Source organism: Candidatus Seongchinamella marina, assembly GCF_026262685.1.
Lineage (GTDB): Bacteria > Pseudomonadota > Gammaproteobacteria > Pseudomonadales > Halieaceae > Halioglobus > Halioglobus marinus.
The window spans coordinates 127,604-154,438 of record NZ_SHNP01000001.1; the positions used below are offsets into that span (position 1 = coordinate 127,604).

Here is a 26,835-nt window from a genome sequence, read left to right on the forward strand (position 1 = left end):
CTGGGTGGAATAAGTTAAAGCAAGTAGGTTAAGGGTCTATAAGCTACACTAAAATAAAATTTCAGGGTACCGACAAGTTAAGTCGCCGGTATTACTAGCGCGCGTCAATGAATACTTATAAATGATATAGATTTTCTCCCGACATTATTTTCAGTAAAGCTGCGATATTCTTTGCAGATAACGCTGCTGATGGTCATTTTGCCCGCAGCCGAGAACAGAATAGGACTCATAATTCATGGGCGATTTTTACGTAGAGTACGAGTACTGGGTTGCCGTTTTTCAGCTGATGATGGCGATGTTCGGTATGGGTGCAACATTGACTGCTGGTGATTTTGGCGACGTTATACGTGAGCCAAAACCGGTGACCCTGGGTCTTCTGGTTCAGCTGCTGGCGGTGCCTACGGCAGCGTTTCTTTGTTTGCAGGGTCTTGGGCTTGAGGGCGGCATTGCTATTGGTATTGCGTTGATCGCGGCTATTCCCGGGGGTACTACTTCCAATATATTTACATTTTTTGCGCGAGGTAATAGTGCACTTTCGATTGCTATTACCGCCTTAACCACACTGGCCTGCCTGGTGACCACACCGGCGATTCTCTCCCTCCTTATCAGTGATAGTCTGCCCGCCGGTTTTAGTATGCCTGTTGCCCAGATTGTGACGGAAATCGGCCTGATACTGCTGTTACCTCTGGGTCTCGGCATGCTGTGCCTGCATTTGTATCCCGCACCCGCTGCTGTGTTCTCTAAATGGTGTATTCGTGCATCGTTATTTGGAATTCTTTTGATCGTAGTGGGTTCCCTCAGTGCCGGGCGGCTGGACTTAACTGCATTCGGCATCGAGAACGTGTTGCGAGTGATCGTTTTCACGTTAGTGCTGTTTGTTACCGGTTGGTTAACGCCGCGCTTGTTTCGATTGTCCAGAAAAGATGCGGTGGCGATAGAGTTTGAGGTGGTTGTACGCAATACCAACCTGGCTGTAATGCTCAAGGCTTCGATGTTTCCTGCTGCGGCAGGAGCAACGGCTCAGTTGGGGGATACGATTTTGTTTACCGTGCTCCTGTATGGCGGCTTGCAATTACTCATCGCGCCGATACTCATTAGAATTTATAGTCAGGCAGCAATCGCCGCTCAAGAGCGGGACGAGAGCTGATGCGATCGTATCGGCGACTGTTACTTTTTAGGATGCAGTATGACGGGCAGGGAGGAGTAGCCTTTCACAAATGAAGAGGGAACGCGCTCAACATCACCAACCACTTCTACGCGGTCGAAGCGCTGAAGAATTTCCTCCCAGAGAACACGCAGTTGCATTTCGCCGACAGCATTGCCCATGCAGCGGTGAATTCCAAATCCAAAGGAGAGATGACTGCGCACGTTGGGCCTGTCAATAATGTAGTCATCGGGATTCTCGAAGTGCGATTCGTCGCGGTTGCCAGACACGTACCACATGAGAACCTTGTCACCTTTCTTGATCTGCTTATCGCCAAGAGTAGTGTCTTGGTTGGCTGTGCGACGCATGTAGGCCAGTGGTGTCTGCCAACGGATGGTTTCAGAGACCATGCTGGGAATTAACTCAGGCTGTGCTTTGAGTTTGTCGAACTGTCCGGGATACAGGTTCTGGCACAACACGCTGCCACTCATAGAATTACGCGTCGTGTCGTTGCCGCCAATGATGAGCAGCAATATATTGCCCAGGTACTCAAAGGGATCCATTTCCTGCGTTGCAGAACCGTGGGCTAACAACGAGATAAAATCACCCCTGGGCTCCTCGTTTACGCGCTGATTCCATAACTCGGTGAACGCAGCCAGACACTCCAGTAATTCCTCGCGTCGCTGCTCTTCGCTATCCACGACACCCAACCCCGGAATGGCGAATGTCACATCTGACCAGCGAGTTAACTTTGCGCGATCTTCAAAAGGGAAATCAAACAAAGTTGCGAGCATGCAGGTTGTTAGTTCAATTGATACCCTTTCAACCCAGTTGAACTCTTCACCGACTGGCAGTGAGTCCAGCACTCGCTGTGTACGTTCTCTAATGAGAGGTTCAAAATCACGCAACTGCTTACCACGTACTGCAGGGTTGACTACCGCCCGCTGCTCGTCGTGCTTGGGGCGATCCATTGCGATAAAGGTCGCCAAAGGAAAGTCTTCTTGCAGGTCACCCACAGTAATATTGGGCTCGGAAGAAAAAATGTCATGTGAGGTATCGACTTTCATGATGTCGTCGTAACTGGTGACTGACCAATAAGGCCCGAATACGCTATCACGGCAGTAATGCACAGGTTCCTCTTCGCGCAGGCGTTTAAACCATGGCCACAGCGTGTTGCTCGAAAACAGGTGCGGATTGATCATGTTGAAGTCCGCGATATCGACATCATAAGGATCTTTATCAACGACGGTCGCGTCGTAATTTTCAATCCGGTCTTGCTGAAGTTTGTCTTGGCTATGGTCTAGTGCGACTTCGGGCATGGTTCTCTGCTTTGCTTACTTTTAAGTATACCTAGTCTAGGAGATCGCTTGCGAAGCCCCAAGGGTTAAATGTGGCCAAGAATGGGCCCGACATGCCATCGAGCGCCGCGAGTTCAATAGGGTCAAAGCTCCGATTTGAGATATTTAAGTCGTTGATTGCATCAGACGATTAAATACTCCGAAATCGGATCCAGCACCGGCTCTGGGGCGTAGTGTTTATTAACAGGCATCATGCACAACCAGGAAAAGTATTTTTTCGCCGCTTTAAGAAAGGGACCGATTGATGATAGAGGTATGGCAACGAGAGCACATCGCGCTTCTGCAAAAAACGCGCATTCTGGATCTCTGCGAGGCAACCGATGTATCCCCTTACACGGGCAAAGCGCACCACTTTATTTCCATAGACTGCGCGGCGTGGGTCAATATGGTACCTATCACTGAAGAGAATGAAGTCGTCATGATCCGTCAGTACCGTCATGGCAGCCAGGATGTCACGCTGGAGATACCCGGGGGCATGGTGGATGCTGGCGAGGAACCTGCACAGGCAGCAATGCGTGAATGCAAGGAAGAGACCGGTTATGTGGCGAACGCGGTGAACTGCCTGGGTGTACTCAACCCTAATCCGGCCCTGTTCAATAACAGTTTGCACACGTTTATTGGTCGGGTGGCCGAGGGCCCGCGGATCGACCATGCCAGTGAAACTGAAAAGACCGAGGTAGAGCTTATACCGATGGAGCGTCTGAGGCCGCTGTTACTGGACGGCACTATCGATCACGCACTGGTGTGTGCAACCCTTTGGCGGTTTCTCGACGGATGGCGGCAGGGCGATTCGTGGTGGGAAGAAAGAGCGTGACGTGTAAACCAGGGCCGGATAGGCAGTGCACAACGAAGCTTAACCCCGCGCTAGGGTTGTCGTACTCGATGCCGGTTCAGGTACACCAAAGCGACCAGCGCCAACAGTGAGAAAGCGGGCAATACCAGCGGGAACGCGAACTGGTCGGCGAGCATTCCCAACGACATAGCGCCTACGGCAGGCGCCCCCATTGCCAGCATGGTCCACAGGCTGAGCACACGACCACGATACTCGTCATCTACCTGCAGTTGTGCGAGCGCCTGGCTACTGGTGCCGACAATGGTGGTTGCCGTACTCAGCAGGCCAATGAGGCAGGCGAAGCTGATAAGCTGGCTTGTCCATCCCAAAGCCGTCACTAGAAGAGCGCCTGCTGCTAGACAGGCAAGCATTAATGACACAAGCCGCGATTCTTCACTTCCCTGGCGGCTAACCACCGCGCCCCCGAGTATGGAACCCGCCCCGGCGGCAGCGGTGAGCGTTGCCAACGTGGAGGAATCGCCTCGCAATAGCACGCCCGAGAGCGCTGGCAGTAGCTCCATGACCGTTCTGCCCAGTAGAGCGTTAATCAGGGTGAAGCCGAATATCAGACGAATGCTGAGGTGCGTGCGCGTATAGCGAAACCCGTCGCGAAGCTGTTCAAAAAAGCCAGACTTCGAGGCCGACACAGCGTCTGGTTGACGCCCTGAGACGCCTAGCAGAAACGGTAGACCGCAGGCCATGAGCCCTGTTGCGCAGAAGTAGGCCGCTGCGGGAGAACTCCATTGAATCAGCGAAGCACCTAGTGCCGGCCCAAGGATTCGCGACGTGTTAAAAGTAATCGCGGAATAACCGATGGCGCTGGGCAGCGATATGCGGGGTACCAGCGATGGAATCAGGGCCAGCCGCACGGGAGTTTGGGCCGAACTGGCTATTCCAAGGGCGACGGATAGTGCGAGTAGCACAGGGAGAGCAAACAATCCGCTCACTACTGCCAGCCCCGCTATGCCTGCCAGTGCGGCGTGCAGGCCCAGGGTAATCAGCAGGCCATTGCGAGGGTTTATACGGTCGGAGACAATGCCAAAAAGCGGCGACAGTACCAGTGCAGGTGCGAGCAAGAGCCCGGCCACAATTCCCACCCAAGTGGCTGATTGGGTTAGGTCCCAGGCGCTCCATCCTAATAAGAAGCGTAGAATCCAGCTGCCCAGAGTGGAAAATATGGCGGCGGGAAAGTAGCGACGAAATTCGGTTGAAGCAAACGCTGAACGGTGTGATCCTGACGCGCCCTTGTCCTCGGAGGATGTAAGCATGTGGCCACCGTATAGAGCTTCTGGTAAAGGTCAAGATGTAAATCCAGGCTGAACAGTTGTGGCGACTGGTAGCTACGGCGTGCTCACTGCTGCAAACAGCAAATCTTGCGAGAAATACGGGCGCAGATAGACTATAGTTTGAGGCAGGTTTCAGGCCTAGTGAAGCGGCGCATACCGACGTAATAAATCCAGATAGGTGGAAATAATGTTCACAAAAATGCAAGAAGGCACTGCTGAAGACTGGTCAGTGATTGGCGCTGCCCACATGGAGCATTTTGGCAAGACTCCAGATACGCTCATGGGCATGCTGCGTAGTCTTGAAGACATCACACTAGGCTTTGCTTGCAACCAACTGCAGCACAGTTTAATGACAGGCACCCTGGCACGCCGCTCTGGCGCGAGCGACGAAGAAGTGGCTATTGCCTTACTCCACGATGTTGGCAAGGCGATTAATGTGCCGAATCACGGCCCCATTGCAGCCGAGCTGATGCGCCCCTATATTAGCGACGACGCTTATCACGCTATTTATAATCACCAGGCGTTCCAGGGTAAGTTTTACTTTGAGTATTTAGGGGCTGACCCTAATGGCCGTGATAGTTTTACCGATGAAAGCTGGTACGACCTTGCCGTAAAGTTGGTTGATACCTGGGACGCGCCAGCATTCGATCCCGACTTTGAAGTAGACAGCCTGGAGTCGTTTGAACCGCTACTAAAGCAATTGTTTACCTCGCCTATCAAGATGCTTTAAATAGGCCACAGTAGGCGCGGCTCATTCGTTAGTCGCGCTCTTTATGTGTCAGGGACGACAGATGAAAACCAGTCAGGACCACCCACTAGAAATTGATGCCGTATCTGTGCCGGACGGCGCCGGCAGGATTGGGATGACGTTTTGCCAGTGTCTGTTTACCATGCCGAGCAGGCCAGCGGGTTGCCTGCCCACCACCGCGACCCCTTCGATCGCATGCTGGTTGCACAGGCACAGATGGAGGGGCTTTTGCTGTTCTCGCAGGACCAGCGGATAAGCGCCTATGGGATAAGCACGGCTAACCCCTTGGTTTGACGATCGGCAGGCTGCAGCGCCCGGCCAATCTTGTTCCCACTAGGGGGTATGTCGCCATTCCCCTGTGAGCGCCTACACTGATCCCATGAATAACAATAAGCAGGATTCCAGGCCCGTTATCGTCTCGGTGGCCGCCCTGGGCACCGCCGCCATTTTGCTGTTTGCGATAATGCCCTTGGTCGTTGGGGGCATGGCCAGCCGGTTTGCGCTGTCCGACACCCAGAGTGGGTTGGTCGCCACCGCCTATTTCGTGATCTACGCGCTGTTGGCGCTTACCTCGCCCACCTGGGTTCGCCGCCTGAATTGGCGTCACGCCGCCTTTGGTGCCTATGCGGTGCTGCTGGTGGGCATAGCCCTGGCGGTGTTATCTGCCTCCTACGAGCAGGCAATCGTGGGTATGGCGGTGGCGGGCATAGGCGCCGGCATTTTATTCCCCATCAGCCTCACGCTGGCTTCAGATACACAGAATACGGACAGAACCTACGCCCTCAAGCTTACCGCCGAGCAGCTTGTGCCAGCTTCCCTGCTGTTGCTGATCCCCTTGCTGGGTTTGGGCGCTGGCCTTTCTTCCATACTGTTATTAGCCGCCGCCACGGTGGTTGTGTGTTTTCTTGCTAGCCTTGCCATGCCGGCCTCCAGCTCACGTGCCGACAATGCCATAGCCGCAGCTTCAGGCCATGCTGTTTGGGGATACCTGGGCTTGCTTGCCCTTGCCATTAATTTTGCCGGATTTGGTGGCTTGTGGGTTTTCTTTGAGCGCATCGCGGTAGAACAGGGCTTCGCTCCCGATTTCACCAATCTGTGGTTGGCAGTCGGTTTGATCACCTCGGGTCTTGGGCCTCTGGCTGCCGCTGTATTGGCCGACCGCCTCGGCCGGGTGCTGCCCATTGTGTTTGGCACGCTGCTGGCCTTGGTAGCTGTTGGTGTATTGGCCAGCGGCGTCGATCAGTTCCGCTATGCGCTGGTGCTGTTTACCCTGCCGCTGGCCTATTACTTTGCCGTGTCCTATGTAATGGCAGTGATCGCGGCTGCCGATACCAGCGGAAAAATAGCTGGTTTGATGGCTTTTTCATTGGCGGTAGGTGCCGCCACCGGCCCGGCGCTGTTTGGCATGATCAAAGACGCCGGTGGCCCGGTGCTTATGGTGATGGGCGCCTGCATCTTGCTGGGTGGGATATTGATTGTTGTGGTCGCTGAGGCGGCCACTGAACCAGAAAATCAGGAGTAGGCATGGCAGAGCAGGTACGCACCGAAAACCCCGAGTTTTTGCATTTCAGTTTATCGCAGGTGGCGCAGGGCGCCGGCATGAGCGAGGAGCACGCGGGCTATATTGCCGATGCTATTGTCTTCGCTCACCGTCAGGGCAAACTTAATCAGGGGCTGGGTGTGTATGAGGCAATAGATCTGGTGCTTGAAATTGGTGTGTTGGACCCTTTTGCAGTGCCAGAGCTGGTAGACGAGGGTCCGGCCTTTGCTGTCTTCGATGGCAAAGGCTCCAGCGGCTACTACACGCTTACGCTCATGGCTAAAGCGGCCATCGAGAAAGCGCGGGAATATGGCATTGCTATTGCGTTTGGCGGCAACCATAACGACGGCGGCAGTTTCGCTAGTTACGTTCACATGGCCTACGAGCAGGGCATGGTCGGTATCGCATCCAACAACACCGTGCCATTGGCGGCACCCTTTGGCGCCATGGAGAACATGCTGTCGTGCCCACCCTTCGACGCAATCATTCCCAGCGGCAAAGAGCCGCCTATTTGGGCCAGCCTTAAGTTTGCCGAGTGGTACGACGCCGATATTTCAGAAGCGGTGCTGCAAGATAAGCCTATGAAGGGCAAGTGGTTGATAGACCCGGAGTCTGGTGAACTTACCGATAACGCCAAACCCTACGCCAAGCCCATCCCCGGCTACGGGCGAGTGTGGGACGCCACCTGCGCCGGGCAGATCGAAACACCGCGCACCTATGCACTGAACCTGTGGAACGAGGGCATGTGTTCCATCATCAACCCTCTGGGTAAACCCAGCACCGAGTTGCCCACTATCGAGGACTTCGCCGCCGGTAATGCGGCGCCCAGTGTCGGTGGCAGTTACTTTATGTGCATAGACCCATCACGTTTTGGCCCGTTAGCGGCAGTGCAGGAACGATCCGACAAATTCATTAACAAGGTGCGCAACGCCAAACCGCGGCCCGGGCATCGCGTGCGTATTCCCGGTGAATCCGGTTATCGCTCACTCACGCAGAATGAACCCACCGTAGAGGTACTGGAAAATCACTGGGCACCATTCTTCGACAACATCGCCGTCAAATATGGCCTCACCGAAAGTGGGCTGCGCGAGGCGTTCAAGAATGAGCAGTAATCCTTCTTCCGCTGAGGTGTTCGACATCAGCGCGTTTACCAGCGCCACCCTGCGCATGGATGCTCGTATTACTTATGAGGGCAAAAGCGCCGACGAAGTGTTCGACATTATGGGCGACCCCGAGCGCATCATCGATTGGTACCTGCTGGCCAAGCAGGTAAAGATGCACCCGCAAGTAGAGAGTGAAGAGCAGAGCTTCAATGTGGAGTTCACGTTTTTTGGCGATGTGTTCGAAGAGATCCTGCACTGGGATCCACCGCATCGCTATGTTTATCTGGCCAAGGGCGATGACTTTCCCATCAAGGATTACGTGGCCTGCATTGAGGTAACGGAAGAGGGCGCCGGTACCGGCACCATGAGTTGGAAAATCTACAGCGACGTGATTGAAGGCGAACATTTCCAGCGCATCTTACCGGTGATGCTGCCCGCGATTAACGAGGCCAGCATGAACAAACTGTGCGAGTTGATTGGCGGTACCTCTTGCACCGTTGATAGCTATTTTTAGGGAGCAGCCCATGTTTTTTGACTTAAGCGGTAAGCGCGCCTTCATCACCGGTGGTGCCAGTGGCATTGGTCTGGCCGTGGCGCGGCGCTTTGCCGAGGCGGGTGCCCGCGTGGTCATCGCCGATATGCAAGATGGGCAAGCTGTGGCAACAGAGCTGGGCGGTACCTTTGTGCACCTGGATGTGAGCGACAGCGCAGCGGTGCTATCAGCCCTTGCGCAGAACTGTGAGCAGGAAGGCAAGCTCGATATTCTCATTAACAACGCCGGTATCAACGGTGCCGACGGTGTCACCATAGAAGACAGCGACGAGGCGCTCACGCGCAAGTTGTTGGAGATTAATACACTGGGTGTTTATCACGGCCTTAAGCATGGGCCAGCACACATCCGCGACGGCGGCGCTATTATCAATACCGCGTCGCTTGGCGCCACGCTGATGTTCCCCGGGTCCGGCCCTTACTCCGCCACCAAGGCCGCGGTGATCAACCTCACCCAAATGTCAGCGCTTGAGCTGGCCCCCCGCAAGATTCGGGTGAATGCTGTTGCGCCCTCGTTTATTCGCACGCCGCTGGCGCAAGACGATATCGAACTGTTTGAAAAGATGAGTTACAACGCCACTGCGGCGCAGCGTATTGCCGAGCCGGAAGAAGTTGCGGCGGTGTTTCATTTTCTGGCCTCAGACGATGCCAGTTACATGAATGGGCAAGTGATCAATGTCGACGGCGGAATGTCGCTGGGTTTCACCAATGTGCAATTGGATATGATCAGCCAGGAGCTCACCAGCGGTGGCTAAGTCCAGTGGGTTGCACCGCAGCTTTGCTGTTCGCTTCTAACATCCGCTAGTAAACACAGCAGTTCAAAGAACAGGGCAGCGGCGAGATGGCCGCTCTTGCCGTCGCTGTCGCGGTTGGGGTTCATTTCCACCATATCCGCACCGATAATGTTCAGCCCGCGCGCGCCCAGAATGATGTCGCGCACCTGTCTGGGGTTTAGCCCAAAAGGTTCTGGGCCGGTGGTACCCATCATGTAGTTGCTGTCCAGCCCGTCCACGTCCAGCGAGAAATAGGTTTTGTCTTTGCCTACAACCTCGCGGGCCTTGTCGATCACGTAGGCGGTGCCTTTTTCAAACACTTCATCGGCGGTGATCACCGTCATGCCGCTGTCGTGAGAGAACTCCCACAGAAAATTGGAGCGGCCGCGTATACCAATTTGCACGGTGCGCTCCGGGTCGATGAAGCCATTGAGCACGGCCTGGCGGAAGATGGAGCCGTCGTTCACCACGTCACCACCCCAACTGGCCATGGTGTCGCAGTGGGCGTCGATGTGTATCACCCCAAAGCTGTCGTCGTGCGCCTCGCTCAAGCCTTTCAGGCAGCCAAAGGTGGTGGTGTGTTCGCCACCGCAGTTGAGGGTGGCGCAGCCGGCCTGGCCCAGTGCCGCGAACACCTGGTAGATGTCATTCAGCCGTGTTTGTAAATCGGTTGCGGACCATTCCACGTCGCCAAAATCAATTACGCTGCACTGCTCGAAGGGAATCTGCCCTGTGCTGTCATTGATGGGGCCGTAGTTGCGGCTCCATTCGCGCACGGCTTGCGGTCCATGCCGTGTCCCAGCCAAGCCGATGGCGCCTAAATCCAGTGGGCTGCCAACCATGGCAATGTCCACGCCTTCGCCGGATCGTCGGTGCGGCGCCTGGAAAAAACCGGGGTGTTGCAGGAACCCGGTGGTGTCCAGGTTGTAACCCTGTTCGGCGGCGCGCTCAAAAAACACGGTCACCCCTGGCTCGGCAAAATCGAATGCGGGTCGGTCCATTGCCCGATACTTTGCCAGTTGTTGTTCGGTGAGCTTGGCCATCTGCTGAATCCTCTTTACAGTCCTGGCGCCATGCCGCCGGCAACGGGCAGCGTTGTGCCGGTGACGTATCCCGACAGCTCGCTGGCGAAATACACCGCCGCCTTGCCAACTTCCTCTGGCTGCGCAGAACGGCCCAAGGGGATTTGGCTTTCTTCCAGCGACTGCGCTTCTGCCATGTTAATACCCTCGGCTTTTGCGATCAGCGCCATGGTCTGTTCATGCATTTGGGTAATTACTGAACCCGGGCAAAGCGCATTCACGCGAATGTTATCCGGCGCATACTGCAGTGCCAGTTGTTTGGTCAGGCCTACGGCGGCAAATTTACTGGCGGTGTAACAGGCCGGAATTGCGGGTAGTGCACCGGTGCCTGCCAGTGAGGCCACGTTGATGATGCTGCCACCGCGGGCTTGCATGTGCGGAATGACGGCCTCGCACACGTTCACCATGCCGCGCAGGTTCACTGCCAGGCTCACATCCCAATCGGTGTCGGTAAGCTCCAGAAAGTCTGCCGAGCCAAGGCCAACGCCGGCATTGTTGACCACAATGTCCAGCTGCCCGTGGCGTGAAATCATGGTTTCCACCATGGCTTTTACCATGGTCTTGTCGGTCACGTCGCAGGCTAGGCCGTCAATATCCGACAAGCCCTCGGCGCCTAGCAAGTCGCAGCCAATCACGGTCGCACCTTCGGCGATCAAGGCATTGAGAATCGCCCGGCCAATGCCGCGGGGGTGTCCGGCGCCGGTAACAAGTGCGACTTTATCTTGCAGCAAATTAGCCACCAGCTTGTTTCTCCATAATCTCAACCGCACTTAGCAGCCACTTGGGTGCATCTTCTTCCGCACCAACGCCGCCATAGCTGAGCAGGCCTTCCTCTTTCAGTTCGCCACTGCGTATGCGCTGGCATACATCGTCCAGGTCATCAACAAAACGTTGCAGGTCTACTGCTTCCATCACATCTATGGTCAGGTGAATCGCTGGCGGATTATTAACACCCAACAAACGCCAGCCTTTTGCCTCCATGCCACCCACTACCAATTGGATATTAAAGCCGTCGGAGGCAATCATCATCAGCGGCCCGTGGGTAGGCCAGGTGCGCAGGCCTTCGATGCGTTCGCAGGCGGCGCTGATTGTACTTTTTACATGCAGCAGGTTGCGGGCATTTTCCAGATAGCCGTCTCTGCCCCAATGATGCATCAGGGCCCATATCCCGGCGACGGGGCCCATGGGCCTGCTGCCGATAAAGCTTTGTGACAGGTACAGCCCACACGCCCACTCGGTAATTGGCATGTAGTGATAGCTCTGCTCTTCCTGGGAACGCCACAGCACCGTCGAGCAGGGCTTGGGAGCATAGCCGTACTTGTGAAGGTCAGCTGACATAGACCTTACGCCTGGCACCGACAGGTCATAGGGTGGAATGTCTTCACCAAGTTCGCGCATGAAAGGCAAAATGTAGGCGCCAACACAGGCATCCACGTGCAGCCACAGATTTTTGGCAATCGCCAGTTCACCCATCTCGGTGATGGGGTCTACATGGCCGTAAGGCCAGTTAGGAGCCGAGGCCACTATGCCGATAGTGTTGGGGCCGATTGTTGCCGCCAAAGCCTCGATGTCGGCTGTCAGGTCAGGTTTTTGATCGATGGTAACGACCTTAAGGTCCAGGTATCGAGCGGTTTTGTGAACCGTTGAGTGGGTGGAGTAGGGCGCCACAATTTCGGGCTCGGTGATCTCGGGTCTGTGCTTTCTAGCCCATGCTCGCATAGCATGCAGGCCGCAAAAATTACTTTCCGTGCCGCCAGAGGTGAAGTTGGCGCGCCCTTGCTCACCACCCCCGGCCAGATCGATACAGATATCGAGTACGTCATTCTCCATCTGTGCCGCGGCAGGTTCCTGAAACGTAAACAGGCCATTCCAGCCCAGGAACTCCATGAATGATTCGTACACCAGTTTGCCCATCTCGTCACGACCCTGAAAGGCGGTGCTGCTGAGTTTGCCGCGTTCACTGGGTGTCATGGCGGCACGCAACTCGCGTACCTTGGCAAGTACGGTGTCGCTGCTTTGGCCGCTGTCGGGCAGTGTGTGAAAATCGCTCACGGATCGCTCCCTCGCTGGTTGTTGGGGAATAGAATCATTTATCCCATGATGCAATATAGCCTATTGTCGCTGCAGATTGACGGCCATCACCCCGAGTGGGTACAGTAACTCTACACCTAAGCGAGGTATTCCCGTTGTCTCAGGCGGAACTTGCCAGTGCCCATTGGCAGGGCTTGCTGGCAAACATCATTAACAGTCTTGCCCAAGAGGAGTTTTATCAAAACTTCTCTCGCGGGTGTGAATATCTCAGCGGTTATGACAGCGTCTTGATCGTGTGGTTTAGCAGCGAACATCGCCCCGTTCATCTCTATGACGACGTGCCAGAGGAATTTGCCAAACAGACGATGCCGCCCTGGTTTGAGGGCGCCTACTTGCTGGATCCCTTTTACCAGCTGTTTGTCGATAATGCCCCCGACGGTGTCTATCCATTGGTCGATGTGGCTCCCGATTTCTTTTTTGAAACCGAATATGCTCATAACTTTTATTCCAACACGGGGCTTAAGGACGAGTGTGCACTGTTAGTAAACCTGGATAAGGATCACGCAATTCTGGTGTCGTTGGGGCGTCGCGATGAAGGAACGGTGTCGGCTGCCAATATCGATACGTTAAAGCTTACCCTCCCTGTATTGGCAACGTTGTGCCGAAAACAGCAGTCGGCAGGCGAAGGCGAAATTACTTTCTCAGCCCCCCTGGATAAAGCCTTTCGGAACTTTGGTCGCGATCACTTGAGCAAGCGCGAGTGCGAAGTGATTCAGCTGATATTAAAGGGTCACTCCAATAAAGGAATTGCGCAGTTGTTGGATATCAGTGTAGACACCGTAAAGGTGTTCAATAAGCGATTTCACACCAAGCTAAATATTTCGTCACAGGCTGAATTGTTCTCACTGTTTCTTGAGGCAATTTCCCTGGTGCCTTTCGATGCCGATATCGATCCATTAACGCATTACTTCGAAATTACCCAGCGGCCTTAAGTCTTTCTTGCGGCCCGTTTGCCGCCGACGTAAGCGAGGCCGGCGAAGAGAGCGGCAGCGCTCATGGCGGCAGCCGTGGCGATGATCACGGGTTGGGCAGTATTTTCAGTGAACAGAAAGCCGGCGATAGCTGGCCCGATCATCGCGCCCAATCCTACTGCAGGTACACTGAGTACAGTGTAGCGTCCGTCGTGGTCGAGTTCCGCAACCTCAGCCACAATGAGCGGTAGGCCGGCACCAAAACCAATCGAAAATAAGCAGCAGCCCGCTGCAAACAGCGTAAAGTCTCCCGGTATATTCAGGATCACCAGCGACGCAAAGATAGAGCCCACCGAGAAAATGAAGGGGTAAAAGTTGCCGAACAAGCGCCCGATAGCCGCCACTGCCAGTGAGCCGGACGCTGCAAATATTAGGGTCAATGCCAACAGCGTACCGATGGCCTCGGCGTCAAAGCCATAGGCATTGCCAAGCCGTTCCATAAAGGCCCACACCGCCGAGGTGCCAGTGAAGAAGGCCAGGGTTGCCAGCAAGGCAAACCAGATAGCACTGTTGGCACCATCGCTGGTAATGCCGGCCACCGGGTCGGCGGAAGGTTGTGTGACCGTGCGGCCTGAGCGAGGCAGGATTAACAACACAGGGCTCAGCGCAGCCAGGGTGATCAGGATCCCCCAGATCATTCCATCAAAGCCGTATTGCGCCACCAGCGTACCGGGCAAAATCACCAGTAATACCGCGCCCAGCCCGGCCTCAGCGGCAATTTTCAGGCCGTACCAGCGCGCGGGGTTATCGGTGTCGCTGATGATTGTTGTGCCAATGCCATATACCACGGCAAAGGCACCGCCAGCCAACGTGGTCAAACCCAGTAGCAAGGCATAACTGTCTGTCAGGGTGCTGGCGTAAAGGCAGGCGCCCCCCAAGGGCAGTGCCAGGAAGGTGATCAGTCGCCAGCTTAAGGCACGAATCCAGTAAAATGCCGACAGGGTGACCAGGTTATAGCCGACAAAAAACGCGGTGCTGATCAACCCCAGCTGGCTGTTAGACAACGCCTTGCTGTCTTGCGCAGTGCCAAGGTAAAGCGGCAGCACATTGTAAAAAATTGCCCCCAGTGCCGAAATTATAATGGCCGCAACAATCGCGTTGCGGGTGGTGGCTGGTTCGGTGTGCTGCGCTTCGCTCATTGTAGTTTTTATCTCCAGCCGTGAAGGCGTAGTGTGCCACAAATAAAAAAGCCGCCATCCACAGGACGGCGGTTTTGTGTGTCAGCAGCGCGCCTAGAACGAGTAGTTCAGGGTGACCCCATAGGTGCGCGGATTGCCTTGCAGGGCAACAACCTGGCCAATGATATCCGACGCAAAACGCTCCTGTTCGTATTCCTCATCGGTAATGTTGCGGCCCCACACCGCCACTTCCCAGTTGCCGTCGGTGCTCAGCAGCGACCCCCGTAGATTGAGTACACCGTAAGAGTCTGTCACCAGCCAGGGGTTGTTGGAGGATTCACGGTAGGCCTCATCGGAGTATTTGCCGTCAGCCTGCAACGCCATGGCGAGGGTGTCGCCCAGAGGTAGCTCGTAGCGCAGCGTGTAGGTGAACTGCATCTCGGGTGAGTTGGGCAGTTCGTTGCCGTCAAAACCGGGAACCCTGCTGCTCACCTCGGTGTCCAGATAGCTGGCGCCTAGGCGAATATCCAGACCATCCGTTGGTGATGCTAGCAACTCGATCTCGGCCCCGTAGATGTCGGCCTCTTCGAGGTTGGTCAGACGGAAGCCGATAGCCGAGGGTACAAAGGTCTGGATGTCTTCATACTCGTAGAAGAAAACCGCCGCGTTCAGCTGCACGCGTCCGTCGGCGTGGGTAGACTTTGAGCCAAGCTCATACGCCGTGACTTCTTCTGAGTCGAAAGGCAGCAGTTCGAAGTTGTCGAAGGTAAAGTCACCAAAGAAACCGCCAGATTTGAAGCCGGTGGTAACAGAACCATAAGTCAGCCAGTCGTCAGTTGGCCTGAACTCCAATGCCACGCGGTAGGAGACGTTATCGTCCGCAATGCTGTCGTCGGTGAAGGTGAAAGGAATGGTAATGCCATTCGGCAGCCCCAGTTCCTCGCCAACAAAGCCGTCAAAGGCGGCAGAGTCGGCGATAGTGCCGTCTGTACCACCTACAAAGTCGGTCTCTTCATCCGAGTAGCGAATGCCGGTGGTCAACATCCAGCGGTCACCCAGGTCCCAGTCGACGCTGGCGAACAGTGCGTAGGCATCGGTTTCCTGATCGTTATTCCAGAACACTGGATTGACGCCAGCCAGTAGGCCGAGGATATCCGCTGAGTTGGCCACGTTGTCAGACTCAAAGGTGTCGTTCCAGTACAGGCCGCCTACCATCCAGCGAATGTCTTCACCGCCAGCCAGGCGCAATTCCTGCGAGAACTGCTCCATCTCTTCTTCATGCAGTACCGCGAAGGCTTCCAGCGGGGATGACCAGATGTTCTCACCAAAGTCCCTGTCCTGCTGCACCCAACCGGTGATCGAGGTGAGTGACATGCCGCCAAAGTCGTAACCGACTTTCAGATTCAGTGAGCTTACGTCAGATTCGATACGCATCTCATCCACGCGTGAGTTCTGGAAGACATGGGTGAACGGGTCGCCATCACGGTCGGACACATCCAGGCCAAGTGTGTTGACGCAATTTGCGAAGTTGCCCTGGCAGGGTGTCACGAACACTTCGTCTGGGGAGTTCCAATAACCGCCCAGCGAGGTGAATGGGCTGTTGACCACGTCCTGGTCGAGGTAGCTGGCCGACAGGTTCCAGGTCAGCTGGTCGTGATCACCCGCCAACTGCGCGCGGATGGCGCTGGTGTCAGAGTCGCCAAAGTCGTCCTTGCCGCCGCTGTCTTTGAAGTACTCGTGGTAGCTCTCGCCCTGCGAGTCCCACAAAATACTGACCCGGCCAGACAGGCTGTCGGTCAGGCCGCCACTAACGGCACCTTCAAACTTGGCCGTGTCGTAGTCGCCCAATGTCAGCGAGGCGAAGCCTTCAAGGTCTTGTGTGGGCTTGGCGCTGATAATGTTCAGTGCGCCGCCGGTGGCATTCCGGCCGTAGAGTGTGCCCTGAGGTCCCTTCAGCACCTCAATGCGGCCCACGTCCAGCATAGACAGGTTGATCATGGCGGGGGAGGCCAGAAAAACCTCATCGAGATAGACACCGACAGACGGGTTGTTATTGGCGTTAAAGTTGTTCATGCCGATACCGCGCACGGTGATCGCCGGGTTGGCGTCGGCCAGGCCGGCACCTTTGATGTCCACGTTGGTGGCCAGCATGGCCACGTCGCGGGTGTCTTCAATGCCCATAGTGCGAGCGACTTCTCCGCTGACGGCAGTGACAGACAATGCCACGTCAGTGATGGCCTGTTCACGCTTCTGCGCGGTAACGATTACCTCTTCGATAATCGAGTCGGCATATGAGCTGCTGGCTGCGGTTGTTACGGCGAGACTAATAGCGGCGGCGAGTGAGGTTTTACGCATGATTTTCCCCTGATAGCTTTATGGCTTTATTAGTGGGTGATGAAAACACACATGTGGTTGGTTCGGCTTTACCCACATTTAGTGACGTAGTGTAGGGCCAACGTCAGTAATGGATAATGATATTTCTGACCCTGTAAGTTACATTTGTGAGACATTGGCTTGCATCTGCGTCCGAAAATGGTCCGGCGCATTGCCGCAATGCAGCTTGAAAGCCCGGCTGAAGGGGGCGGGGGTGGCGTAATCCAGCAAATAGGCAATTTCCTGCACCGACAGCGTGGTATCGCGCAGGTAACGCTGGGCCAACTCCATGCGAATTTCCAGCACCAGCTTTTTATAAGTGGTGCCGGCGCGGTACAGGCGCTTGCGCAATTGCCCAGGTGACATCCGCAACTGCACCGCGGCTTCTTCCAGCCTGGGCATGTGCCGGCCAGAGCGAGTGAGCAACAGTCGCCGCACAATCTGCGCCGTGTCAGAGTTACCATCGCCTGGCCCCAGTACACGCTCGCACATGCCGGCATACACCTGCGACAGTGCGCCACTGCCGTGATAGACCGGGTGCTTCAACCAGGCGCTGGGGAAGGTGAACTCGGAGATGGGACGGTCGAAGTGGCAGTTGGGCCCGAAGAGCTGATAGTAGGTGTCGGCGTAATCCGGTTGAGCGTGGGCAAGGCTCAGGGTAATGCTGCCTGTGTCAGCATCGGGGCCCAGCAACAATTGTAGGGCGCGCCAGTTGCCGCTGAAGCTGTCCTCAATAATATTCTGCAGGTCATCGGCGTAGCCGGGTAAGGGTACCGGGATGATGCGCGCGATATCGCCCTCGACTTCTAGCGTATCCTGGTAACGGTCAGAAGTCAGGCTGTGATACTGGAACATCACGTTTAAAGCACTGCCCACCGAGCCACTGTTAATGGCCGCATAGCCCACCAGCCCGAGGTCGGTAATCTCGGCTCGCGAAAACAAGTGCAGGGTGATGTCTGGTACGTTCTGGCGAATTTTAAGCAGGGTGGCGTCCAGGTGTGTCTGGCTTAGTATCTGCGGACTATCCAGAGCGTTGGCGGGTAAACCGGCGTAACGTAGGCCCGCGGCGTAATGCTGTTGCAGTTCGCCAGGTAGGCATTCCTGCAATCGGTGTAGCCAGTTCGCCACAATGGCGCTCTTTTCTGCCTCGCGGCCAAAATCTGAGTTCAGGGCATTATTCATGCGTAGTTGGCCGCCTTAGCTTGGACTGTGTGCCGCACCGGTAACCATTTCCAGTAAGTTGGTGGTAGGGCCACAGACCCAACCGCCATCCACTTTAAGCGCCTGTCCGGTCATGTAGCGGCTGGCGTCAGAGGCTAGAAACAGGAATACGCCGCTGATGTCATCCACGTTGGCAACCCGGCCCAGCGCGGTAAACGCCTCGCAGATCTTGCGGCCTTCGTCGCCACTGCCCATCGCGGTATCGGTGTAGCCCGGGCACACACAGTTGACGCGAATATTGCGGTGGCCCAGTTCCAGAGCCGCCATTTCAGCGAGACTGATAATGGCGCGCTTGCTTGCAGAATAGGCCGCACCGCCGGGCAAGTTGATAAATGCCGCCATCGACGAGGTGCAGATGATCGAGCCGCCATCGGCCATTACCGTCGGCGCATGCTTCATCCCGTACAGCACGCCCCAGTAGTTGATGCGGGTCACGCGCTCCAGCAGTGACTGGTCCAGTTCGCCAATCTCTGGCCCCACGTCACCGATGCCGGCGTTGAGTACCACGATATCCAGCTTGCCCAGCGCCTTTTCGGCGTCAGCCAGCGATCGCTGCACGTTGCTCTCGTCAGCCACATCGCATTGCAGGGGTATGGCGCCGATTTCTGCCGCCACAGTGGAGGGGTCGTTGATGTCGGCGATGGCAACCTGTGCGCCATTGGCGATCATCAACTCAGCGACGGCGCGGCCTATGCCACCCGAGCCGCCGGTGATGTAGGCTTTTTTGTTCTTGAGGTTGAACATGTCAGTCTCCGGTATTCAGTGCCGAGATGCCGGGCAGTCTGGTGGGGTTTTCTTCCGGCGTGGGTATTTCGCACAACTCGATAATGTTGCCGCAGGGGTCGCGCAGGTACACCGCATTTAGCCCGGTCTCGCGCGCTGGTGGTGTGCCCAGTTCTGTAGCACCTAATCCCAGGCAGCGTTCAAATTCGGCGCGACAGTCGTCAACGTAAAAGGCGAGATGGCGGATGCCGGTGTCATGCGGGCCAAGAGCGGTGGGCTCTGGGGCGTTTGAGTCGGGCGCGGTATATTCAAACAACTCCAGGTAACAGTTGTGCCCGGCCATCATGTAGGTTTTGGCAGCGGAGTTGGAAGACCCAATGGCCTGGTCGACCACCGGGTTATCCTGCCATTGCTCTTCGCTTAATACCGAGAAGCCAAAGGCCTCTTCGTAAAACACTCTCGCCCGTTCGATATCACGAACCACCAGACCAGCATGGGCGAAGGCAAGAATCATTTGGCGCTCACGCGGCCTCTGCCTGAGTCACCGCCGGCGCATAGTGTTCGGTGAGCATGATGCCATTGCCGCCACAGGGTTCGCGCAAATGCGCGGTGAGCAGGCTAGTGAGCGGATCAATCGCGGGCTCCTGCAGTGCTTCCATGCCGGCCCACAGTGCATCTTCCCAGGCCCGCATAACGTCTTTGGCCTGGTAGATAATCGATGAAATATACGGCCCGTGCTTGGCCATATGTTCTTTCTCAAAGTCATGGCGGGCACTTTGCAGGATGAACAGGCTGCGGCGCTCCACCGGGTCGTAGTCTTTGTCGACCATCACCACCATGCCCTGGTCGCCATCGCGAAATTCTTCCAGTACCCGCATGTCCATGATCTGCTGATACCACCGTACCATGGCATCCAGGTCTTGGCACACCTCTGCATTACCGACAACTTCCAGGCCGCACTCGCCGGAGGGCGCATGGGTGAACTCCTGTACACGAAAGGTTTCGTCGGTGTATTCCATGATCTCTATCCAGCGCCCCTCTGGGTCGTGCACCACGAAGCCGTCGTAGGTGGGGAATTCTTCGAAGGGCATCACCTCGGTGGCGCCGTTGGCCAGCAGTTGGTCCATGGAGGCCCGGGCGTCGCTGGTGAGCCAGCAGATGTGGTTGTAGCCATGGCCGTGGTCACGCCACCAGTTGCGCTCGTACTCGAACTGGAAGGGTGGGGCTTCAATCTGGATCTGGTAAGCACGACCGCCGCAGCCCAGGAAGGTGTAGTCGGAATGCCCCTCGCCGGTAACGTGGAAAACCGCCCCGGAAAAGTAATTGGTGATGCCGTGATGCCAGCGCAGATAGGGGAACATATTGTCCCGTGGTTTATCGTCGTAAATGCACAGGTGATGCAGGGTGTAATCGAGTTCCACAGCTGTTTTCATCATTAGAGCCTTTGTTCTTGCGGATGTCCCCTAATAATAGGAGCATGGAAGAGACCCGCAATGGCCTTATCGGACAGCGGTAAGGCTTTTCCGGCCCCTCACAGAGGGCGGCATTAAATATCATGCCTTAGGTCAGATATATCATTCGTATACCTTGGTTGTCTACCTACAATGAAATCAAAATCAGCACACAATAAACAGCAAGCCGTTCGACCAGCCCCCTGATTTGTAAGAGAACAACGAAGGGGATTAACAGATGCGCTGGTTGCGACAAAGTCGGTTGAGGAACCCTGCATGCACTCTCTTGACGGAAAATCTGCACTTATAATTGGCGCTACGTCGGGCATAGGCCTGGCGGTCGCGATTAATTTCGTGAATAACGGTGCCAGTGCGATGATCACTGGTCGGAGAGAATCCGGTGAAAAGATCGCTGAGGAAATCGGGGCTAGTTTTATGGCCTGCGATGCGTCGGTGGAAGCGGATATTGTGGCATGTCTCGCGCAGGCCGAGGCCTCGCTTGGTAAGTTGAATATCCTGATCATTAATGCCGGTTGCGCATTCGATGAGGGCAGTATCGAAGACCTGTCCTCCAGCGAAATGGACCAGACCATCGATCTGAATCTCAAAGGTGCCTTCTATGTGCTCAAGCATGCACCCGCGCATCTGAGCGACGGGGCATCGGTGATCTATACGGGGTCTGTTGCGGGCTCGGGGCTGACGCACGCAGGAACCGGCGCCTACGCCGCCAGCAAAGCAGGGGGCGCATACCTTGCCCGCACGAGTGCTATCGAAAATGCGCCCCGCAATATTCGAGTTAACACCGTGTGCCCCGCCCTGATTGCGGACACGGGGATGATGGTGGCCGATGACGGTGGAGATGAGGCTCGCTTTCTGGGGACATTGACAGCTTTCGGCCGCATGGGCCGACAGGATGAGGTCACGGGGATTTACAATTTCCTGGCTAGCGATGCATCGACATTTATCACCGGGCAGGAGATTTGTGTTGACGGCGGAATGAGTGCCGGATTCGGGCTGCCATTGTTTGCCGCCTTAGCAGGTGAGTAAGAGGGGTAAAAATGATGCAAGAAAAGCAAAATATAGTTCTGACCATACCTGAGCCTAAAAAGGTAGCCCTGCAAAGCTTGCCGTATCCACGCATTAAGCCGGGATACTCGCTGATCAAGGTGGAGATTGCGCCGGTTTGTATCGAGCACCAGGTCTATAACGATCACACGATGGAATGGCATTCAGATGAAGGGCATCAGGGGCACGAGGGTGTTGGGACTATTTGTGAGGTAGCAGCGGGCTCCAGGTTTCGCGAGGGAGACCGGGTTATTATTTACCAGGGCAATCCCTGCCAGGAATGCTTTGTCTGCAAACGGGGCCTTAGCCCAACGCATTGTATGGCAATACCCTATGAGTTATTCGCCAATGCAGGCACGCAGGCTCCCGGGTCCGAACTCGAAGCGCTAGAGAGTATTGGGGTAAGTAACCCCATCGATGTGCCTGGTGGTCTCAAGAGTATTGAGAATGATTGTGGCAGTGAATCAGGAGGGTTCGGGTTCGTCCAGTACCGCATTGCCCCTGACTACATGATCCAGAAAATACCCGAAGAGCTACCTTTTCGTTACGCCGCGCTGGCGAATTGCTCGCTCGGCTGCACGTATACCGGCATTGAAGAGATGAATGTGCGCAAAGACGATTGGGTCGTAGTGGCCGGTGTTGGGTTTATCGGTTTTGGCTCTATCATCAACGCAAAGTACCGTGGAGCCAGGGTTATCGTTCTTGGTCGTAACCCGTTCAGGATGGAGCAGGCGAAGAATATGGGAGCGGACTACATCGTCAATCCCGATGACCCGCAATGGTTGACACAGATTCACGAGATAACTGGCGACCTGAAAGGGGCTGACCATGTCATCGAGGCTTCTGGCTATCCCTATTACCAGCACAAGGCGCTGCAGGCCGTCCGCCGATTTGGCAATGTCTGGCTATATGGTTTTCTGGTCGAGAACAACGATCCCTTACCGATACATCTTCTCAACGAAATTCATAATCGTGGCGTTCACCTGTCTGGCAATCATGACGTCCACGTTAAACATCGCGAGGGACTATTAAAAATGCTGCTCAATCGTGAGGTACAGGCCATGGCCGACCACCTGATTACACACGAATATAATATGTCTGACGGGGCAACGGCATTTGAAGCCGCGCTTTCAAAGCAGGCGGGAAAGATATTTCTGTATCCACAGGAAAACTGTCCGCACTCGGGTATGTCTCGGCAACTCCAGGCACTGGTGTCATCTGTAGATTAGAACTCATGGTTCGGGGGGAGAAGATATGAGCGAAGATGCGGGCATGAGTGCCCTCATGACCAAGTACCTTGCCCAGGCACGGCGCAGTAAGCGCGAAGATAGAATGATCTTTAATCACATATGTATTCGCGTCGAGGATATGGATGTTACGGAAAAGCTGTTGAGTGATTCCTTTGGTTTGGAAGGTTTCCTGCGACCAGGTGGAGAGACCTTCAGCGAGGAAAAGGAGTTTCGTGTCCTGTGGCTGGACGAACATAATATGTATCTAGAGTTGTCGCAATTCGAGAAAGACCAAGCCATAGGCTACGATACCGGCGTCGGCCAACCCATTGGCCATTTGAGCGAAATAGGTTTCTTTGTACCTGATATGGACAAGGCTCTGGCGCATTTGAAACCTCTGGGCTGGCAAGTTACATCGACGATAGACACAGAAGATGCACGTATGTACAAAATCGATACTGCAAACCCGTCTGGGATACCTGTCGAATTGATAGACATTCAGCTAGATGACTAATTTCGGTGGGCGCTATGAGTCCTGATTCCGCGTGCGGCGTGGTGCAGATAGGCCTGGTGGTTGCCGATGTAGAGGCCACCGTCGCCCATTATCGGCGTCTCCTGGCGGTCACGGAATGGTTTGTGAACAAGGTGGATTCCGGTAACGGAAAGGGGGAGCACTTTCATAATCGGGGTAGGCCGATCAAGGCGCGCGCGCTCATCGCCTGGACACGTTTAGGCAACGTCGAGCTCGAGTTGATCCAACCGTTGGATTCAGACAGCGTGTACGCGGAGTTTTTACGTGACCATGGTCCCGGTGTTCATCACGTAATGTTTGAAGGTAAGGACCTGGACGCGACAGCGGCAGACTTCCTGTCCGCCGGTATTCCCGAACTCGCCGGGGGCGACCTACAGAACACTCGTTTCAAAATGTTTGATTCACAGGAGCAGCTTGGCTTGATTTGCGAATTCGCAGAAGGCGGCGAACTGGTGCCTGACGGCAAAATCTGAACCCCCGGCTAGGCTCGGTCCTGCATTGCCGCGCGATATCGCCGGTACGGTTGCTTCTCCCTACCGCTGTTGCAGTTGTAACTCACGGTAGGCCTTAGGGGTCATCTGGTGATAACGGCTGAACGTTCGATGGAAATTTGACGGATCTGCGTAGCCGGTAACATACGCAATCTCCTGTATCGACATTTCGTTCCCAAGTAGATAACCGGCTGCAAGCTCCATACGAAAGTCCAGTACGACCTGCTTGTAGCTTGTACCCTCTTTGGCGAGCCTTCGTCTCAGAGTACGCTCTCCCATCGCAAGAAGTTTTGCGACTTCTTCGATGGCGGGGTATCGACCTGAGGCATTGGCAAGAATGCGTCGAATTTCGCCCGTGGTCCCGTCCGATTGCTTGAGGTCATCGAGCAGGGCCGCACACTGTCTCTCACACAGTTGCGCGGCATCTTCATTGGCAAAATTCAGGCTCGTCTTCAGTAATTCTGCGCTGAAATTGAGTTGGCTGTGTTCGCGGTCAAACAGGACTTTCTCTCCCAGAAAGTTGCGATACATTCGCTGGTGACTGGGTGCGGGGTAGCTGAATTCAACACTCTCAAACCAATGCTTACCCTTGCCAATTGCAGGCCCAAGCTCTGCCCACTGGGTGAACAGCTTCTCTAATTCGTATTGCATCTTGTAGGGGGTGTCGACCATATCGGGGCGCGAAGTACTAATTACCCTGAGGCTGGCGGCGGAGCCCTCCACAAATAGTGCGGTGTGCAGCACAGCGCCGATAACATCCTGGTATTTACTGTGCCTTTCTATAGCTTTCCCAAGATTGGCACTGGCAAACATTGCGTAGCCGAGCAGACCGTGGTCGAGCAGTTCAACGCCACTTCCATCGAGCAAACCCAAGCCCGGTACGTCGTAGTGCCGGGTGATCTCGTCAACCAGCGTGCTGTAATCGTCGCGGCTAAGCAGATCCTCGTCGGCTTGCAGACTTGCCTCATCGATCCCCAGGCGGGCCAATAGGGGGCAAGGATCTACACCCTGGTTTCGCAAAACTTCGAGTGTATGCCTGACGTACACGTTGTATTCGCGCTGAGGCCGGGGCATGACGATATCCTGCTGTCCGGAAATGACAGAAGGTAGGCCTCCGTCCCCATTGTTGTCAACTGCTGGTGGAGGGACGATGTACGAAAGTGTACGCACGGGAGTTTAGCTCGATGGCGCTGACCAACGAACAAATCATCGCTCTGTATCGCAATCTGGTGCGGGCTGATGAATTTAACAAAATGATGTATCGGCGGATGATGCAGGGTAAGTTGATCGGTTTTTACCATCCCGCCGAGGGTGCAATTGCCCCGGGCGTGGGCGCCAGCACCTTCCTCAAAAAAGACGATAACCTCTCTCCGCATCACCGCGGGCACGGCATCACCCATATGCTGTGCAAGGGTATTGATATCAAATACTACCTTGCCGAGCACACCGGCAAAGAGACCGGCTGCTGTAAGGGGCGTTCAGCTTTTCACTTCAGCTTCCCTGAGCACAAGGTGTACATGATGTCGGGCTTCATCGGCTACAACTTTGCGCCGGTAGTGGGTTGGGGTTTTGCCGCCAAGCGTCGCGCGCAGGGGCAGGTGGTCATGAACTGTTCCGGTGACGGCTCTTACGGTCAGGGTCGCGCTCACGAAGCCATGTTGATGTCACAGAACTGGCAGCTGCCGGTTATTTTCTTCTGTGAGAATAACGGCATGAGTATTTTTTCCACCGCGCAGGAAATGCATCCGCAGGAAAACATTGCCTCGCTCGCCGATGGTTTTGGTATGCCGTCCCTCATTGTTGATGGCCAGGATGTCTTTGCCGTGGCCGAGGCAAGCCTGCAGGCGATAGAGCGGGCTCGCAACGGTGGTGGTCCCACCTTTATCGAAGCCAAGACATTGCGCTTCAACGAGCACGATATTGGCACACCGGATTTGTCGGGTTGGGAAGAACGCAGCGAAGAAGAGCACCATGCGATGCGTGAACGCGAGCCTATCCGAATTGCTACCGAGCGTGTATTGGGCGATAGCCTGCTCACCCAGAACGAGATCGACCAGATTGTGCAGGAAGCGCTGGCAGAGATTGAGGCCGTTGAGCAGTTTGCCGACGAGAGCCCGATCGCACGGCCGCCCGTAGAAGAGTTAATGGCCGGCGTGTTCGCGGACTAAAGGAGACGATGCCATGAGAGAAATTACCCTTATTGACGCCATCCGCGAAGCCTACGAGGAAGAAATGCGCCGTGATGATTCGGTGTTTGTCGTTGGGCAGGATGTGCGCGGGGCGATATTCCCCCACACCAAAGGTCTGGTGGAAGAGTTTGGGCCGGAGCGTATCGTCGATACACCGATTGCAGAGTCGGGCATGTATGGGGTGGCGTTTGGCGCCGCCCAGGAAGGCATGCGACCGGTGTGTGATTTTATGTTTGGCGGCTTTTCTTACGTCACGTTTTCCGAGTGTTCGGTAACAACCGGCCAGTACCATTTTTTGCACGGCAGCCAGCATCCGCTGCCGTTGGTGATCACTGCCGGGGTAGGCACCGGACAACGGTTGGCCAATGATCACGCGATGAGTATTCATGGCACGTTTGCCCATCACCCTGGGATTAAGGTGGCGATGCCATCCACACCCTATGACGCCAAGGGCATGTTCAAGGCGGCCATACGTGATAATAACCCGGTCGTGATTCCCTGGCATATGGGCATCATGATGCTCAAGGGCGAAGTCCCTGAGCCTGGCGATGACTATGTGGTGCCCCTGGGCGTTGCAGACGTGAAGCGCGAGGGTAGCGATGTCACCGTGCTGGCCAATTCCCTGCAGCTGCAACACGCACTTACCGTTGCTGAAAAACTGGAAGGTGAATTATCGGTGGAAGTGATCGACCCGCGCAGCTTTGTGCCTTTTGATATGGACACGCTTCTCACCTCATTGGGAAAAACCAATCGGCTGGTGGTTGTGGACGAAGACTGGGAGTCAGGTGGCTTTGCCGCTACCGTCTCGGCGCGAGTCATGGAGCAGGGTTTTGATTTACTCGACGCCCCTGTCACGCGCGTCACGCTGCCAAACATGCCAGTGCCCGGCGGTTACATGGAAGAATATGTAGCGCCCAACCCGGAGCGAATTGAGGCCGCAGTTCGTGCGGTTTGCGCCTAGGAGGT

27 protein-coding genes are annotated in these 26,835 nt (G+C 55.4%); 15 read left to right on the top strand and 12 right to left on the bottom strand.

The window, feature by feature from the left end; genetic code table 11:
* The first annotated feature begins 235 nt into the window (after positions 1–235).
* Complete coding sequence (locus EYC87_RS00440) at positions 236–1,147, top strand: bile acid:sodium symporter family protein (protein ID WP_279251116.1); 912 nt, start codon at positions 236–238, stop codon at positions 1,145–1,147.
* A 20-nt stretch (positions 1,148–1,167) separates the two neighbouring features.
* On the opposite strand, the gene EYC87_RS00445 is transcribed toward EYC87_RS00440, so the two are convergent.
* Positions 1,168–2,463, bottom strand: coding sequence for a cytochrome P450 (locus tag EYC87_RS00445; protein ID WP_279251117.1), 1,296 nt, complete (start codon positions 2,461–2,463; stop codon positions 1,168–1,170).
* Positions 2,464–2,746: 283 nt separating this feature from the next.
* Here EYC87_RS00445 and EYC87_RS00450 point away from each other — a divergent pair, with 283 nt between their 5' ends.
* The gene (locus EYC87_RS00450) at positions 2,747–3,316 is read left to right on the top strand and encodes an NUDIX hydrolase (RefSeq protein WP_279251118.1); all 570 of its coding nucleotides are present in this window, start codon (positions 2,747–2,749) and stop codon (positions 3,314–3,316) included.
* A gap of 50 nt (positions 3,317–3,366) precedes the next feature.
* Here the strand turns inward: EYC87_RS00450 and EYC87_RS00455 are convergent, their stop codons facing one another.
* On the bottom strand, positions 3,367–4,602 hold the full coding sequence (locus EYC87_RS00455) for an MFS transporter (RefSeq protein WP_279251119.1): 1,236 nt from the start codon (positions 4,600–4,602) through the stop codon (positions 3,367–3,369).
* Between the two features lie 205 nt (positions 4,603–4,807).
* Between EYC87_RS00455 and EYC87_RS00460 the strand changes: the two genes are divergently transcribed.
* The 6 genes from EYC87_RS00460 to EYC87_RS00485 all read left to right on the top strand — a co-directional run bounded on the left by EYC87_RS00460 (position 4,808) and on the right by EYC87_RS00485 (position 9,315).
* Positions 4,808–5,350: an HD domain-containing protein gene (locus tag EYC87_RS00460; RefSeq protein ID WP_279251120.1), complete on the top strand. Its 543-nt coding sequence runs from the start codon at positions 4,808–4,810 to the stop codon at positions 5,348–5,350.
* Positions 5,351–5,497: 147 nt separating this feature from the next.
* Positions 5,498–5,662, top strand: coding sequence for a PIN domain-containing protein (locus EYC87_RS00465; RefSeq protein WP_279251121.1), 165 nt, complete (start codon positions 5,498–5,500; stop codon positions 5,660–5,662).
* 85 nt (positions 5,663–5,747) lie between these two features.
* Positions 5,748–6,890, top strand: a complete 1,143-nt coding sequence (locus EYC87_RS00470; RefSeq protein ID WP_279251122.1) for a hypothetical protein — start codon at positions 5,748–5,750, stop codon at positions 6,888–6,890.
* Positions 6,891–6,892: 2 nt separating this feature from the next.
* Complete coding sequence (locus tag EYC87_RS00475) at positions 6,893–8,020, top strand: Ldh family oxidoreductase (protein WP_279251123.1); 1,128 nt, start codon at positions 6,893–6,895, stop codon at positions 8,018–8,020.
* A complete protein-coding gene (locus EYC87_RS00480) occupies positions 8,010–8,525 on the top strand; it encodes an SRPBCC family protein (protein WP_279251124.1) in 516 nt (171 codons plus the stop codon). Before EYC87_RS00475 ends, EYC87_RS00480 begins: the two co-directional genes overlap by 11 nt.
* Positions 8,526–8,535: 10 nt before the next feature.
* Positions 8,536–9,315, top strand: a complete 780-nt coding sequence (locus EYC87_RS00485; protein ID WP_279251125.1) for an SDR family NAD(P)-dependent oxidoreductase — start codon at positions 8,536–8,538, stop codon at positions 9,313–9,315.
* Here the strand turns inward: EYC87_RS00485 and EYC87_RS00490 are convergent.
* Genes EYC87_RS00490 through EYC87_RS00500 form a run of 3 tightly spaced genes read right to left on the bottom strand, consistent with a single transcriptional unit; the run spans position 9,312 to position 12,467 of the window.
* Positions 9,312–10,376 (bottom strand): arginase family protein, encoded by a 1,065-nt coding sequence (locus tag EYC87_RS00490; protein WP_279251126.1) that lies wholly within the window; start codon positions 10,374–10,376, stop codon positions 9,312–9,314. The genes EYC87_RS00485 and EYC87_RS00490 overlap by 4 nt on opposite strands.
* Positions 10,377–10,390: 14 nt before the next feature.
* On the bottom strand, positions 10,391–11,155 hold the full coding sequence (locus EYC87_RS00495; RefSeq protein WP_279251127.1) for an SDR family NAD(P)-dependent oxidoreductase: 765 nt from the start codon (positions 11,153–11,155) through the stop codon (positions 10,391–10,393).
* A complete protein-coding gene (locus EYC87_RS00500) occupies positions 11,148–12,467 on the bottom strand; it encodes a pyridoxal phosphate-dependent decarboxylase family protein (RefSeq protein WP_279251128.1) in 1,320 nt (439 codons plus the stop codon). Before EYC87_RS00500 ends, EYC87_RS00495 begins: the two co-directional genes overlap by 8 nt.
* A 134-nt stretch (positions 12,468–12,601) precedes the next feature.
* Between EYC87_RS00500 and EYC87_RS00505 the strand changes: the two genes are divergently transcribed.
* On the top strand, positions 12,602–13,438 hold the full coding sequence (locus tag EYC87_RS00505; RefSeq protein ID WP_279251129.1) for a response regulator transcription factor: 837 nt from the start codon (positions 12,602–12,604) through the stop codon (positions 13,436–13,438).
* On the opposite strand, the gene EYC87_RS00510 is transcribed toward EYC87_RS00505, so the two are convergent.
* From EYC87_RS00510 to EYC87_RS00535, 6 genes are all read right to left on the bottom strand, one after another.
* Positions 13,435–14,616, bottom strand: coding sequence for an MFS transporter (locus EYC87_RS00510; protein ID WP_279251130.1), 1,182 nt, complete (start codon positions 14,614–14,616; stop codon positions 13,435–13,437). The two genes, EYC87_RS00505 and EYC87_RS00510, sit on opposite strands and share 4 nt — an antisense overlap.
* 93 nt (positions 14,617–14,709) lie before the next feature.
* On the bottom strand, positions 14,710–16,950 hold the full coding sequence (locus EYC87_RS00515) for a TonB-dependent receptor (protein WP_279251131.1): 2,241 nt from the start codon (positions 16,948–16,950) through the stop codon (positions 14,710–14,712).
* Positions 16,951–17,088: 138 nt separating this feature from the next.
* On the bottom strand, positions 17,089–18,150 hold the full coding sequence (locus EYC87_RS00520; protein ID WP_279251132.1) for an AraC family transcriptional regulator: 1,062 nt from the start codon (positions 18,148–18,150) through the stop codon (positions 17,089–17,091).
* Between the two features lie 15 nt (positions 18,151–18,165).
* Positions 18,166–18,933: an SDR family NAD(P)-dependent oxidoreductase gene (locus EYC87_RS00525; protein ID WP_279251133.1), complete on the bottom strand. Its 768-nt coding sequence runs from the start codon at positions 18,931–18,933 to the stop codon at positions 18,166–18,168.
* A 1-nt stretch (position 18,934) separates the two neighbouring features.
* Positions 18,935–19,426 carry a VOC family protein gene (locus EYC87_RS00530; RefSeq protein ID WP_279251134.1) on the bottom strand — a complete coding sequence of 164 codons (492 nt, stop codon included), beginning with the start codon at positions 19,424–19,426 and terminating at the stop codon, positions 18,935–18,937.
* A 7-nt stretch (positions 19,427–19,433) separates the two neighbouring features.
* A complete protein-coding gene (locus EYC87_RS00535; RefSeq protein WP_279251135.1) occupies positions 19,434–20,348 on the bottom strand; it encodes a VOC family protein in 915 nt (304 codons plus the stop codon).
* Positions 20,349–20,639: 291 nt separating this feature from the next.
* On the opposite strand from EYC87_RS00535, the gene EYC87_RS00540 reads away from it, so the two are divergent.
* From EYC87_RS00540 to EYC87_RS00555, 4 genes are read left to right on the top strand one after another with little or no spacing between them, the layout of a single operon-like run.
* A complete protein-coding gene (locus EYC87_RS00540) occupies positions 20,640–21,410 on the top strand; it encodes an SDR family NAD(P)-dependent oxidoreductase (protein ID WP_279251136.1) in 771 nt (256 codons plus the stop codon).
* 11 nt (positions 21,411–21,421) lie between these two features.
* Positions 21,422–22,657: a zinc-dependent alcohol dehydrogenase gene (locus tag EYC87_RS00545; RefSeq protein ID WP_279251137.1), complete on the top strand. Its 1,236-nt coding sequence runs from the start codon at positions 21,422–21,424 to the stop codon at positions 22,655–22,657.
* A 25-nt stretch (positions 22,658–22,682) separates the two neighbouring features.
* Positions 22,683–23,171, top strand: coding sequence for a VOC family protein (locus EYC87_RS00550; RefSeq protein ID WP_279251138.1), 489 nt, complete (start codon positions 22,683–22,685; stop codon positions 23,169–23,171).
* A 14-nt stretch (positions 23,172–23,185) separates the two neighbouring features.
* A complete protein-coding gene (locus EYC87_RS00555; RefSeq protein ID WP_279251139.1) occupies positions 23,186–23,662 on the top strand; it encodes a VOC family protein in 477 nt (158 codons plus the stop codon).
* 60 nt (positions 23,663–23,722) lie between these two features.
* On the opposite strand, the gene EYC87_RS00560 is transcribed toward EYC87_RS00555, so the two are convergent.
* Complete coding sequence (locus EYC87_RS00560; RefSeq protein ID WP_279251140.1) at positions 23,723–24,754, bottom strand: AraC family transcriptional regulator; 1,032 nt, start codon at positions 24,752–24,754, stop codon at positions 23,723–23,725.
* 110 nt (positions 24,755–24,864) lie between these two features.
* Here EYC87_RS00560 and EYC87_RS00565 point away from each other — a divergent pair, with 110 nt between their 5' ends.
* The gene (locus EYC87_RS00565) at positions 24,865–25,848 is read left to right on the top strand and encodes a thiamine pyrophosphate-dependent dehydrogenase E1 component subunit alpha (RefSeq protein WP_279251141.1); all 984 of its coding nucleotides are present in this window, start codon (positions 24,865–24,867) and stop codon (positions 25,846–25,848) included.
* A gap of 13 nt (positions 25,849–25,861) precedes the next feature.
* On the top strand, positions 25,862–26,830 hold the full coding sequence (locus EYC87_RS00570; RefSeq protein ID WP_279251142.1) for an alpha-ketoacid dehydrogenase subunit beta: 969 nt from the start codon (positions 25,862–25,864) through the stop codon (positions 26,828–26,830).
* Positions 26,831–26,835 lie beyond the last annotated feature (5 nt).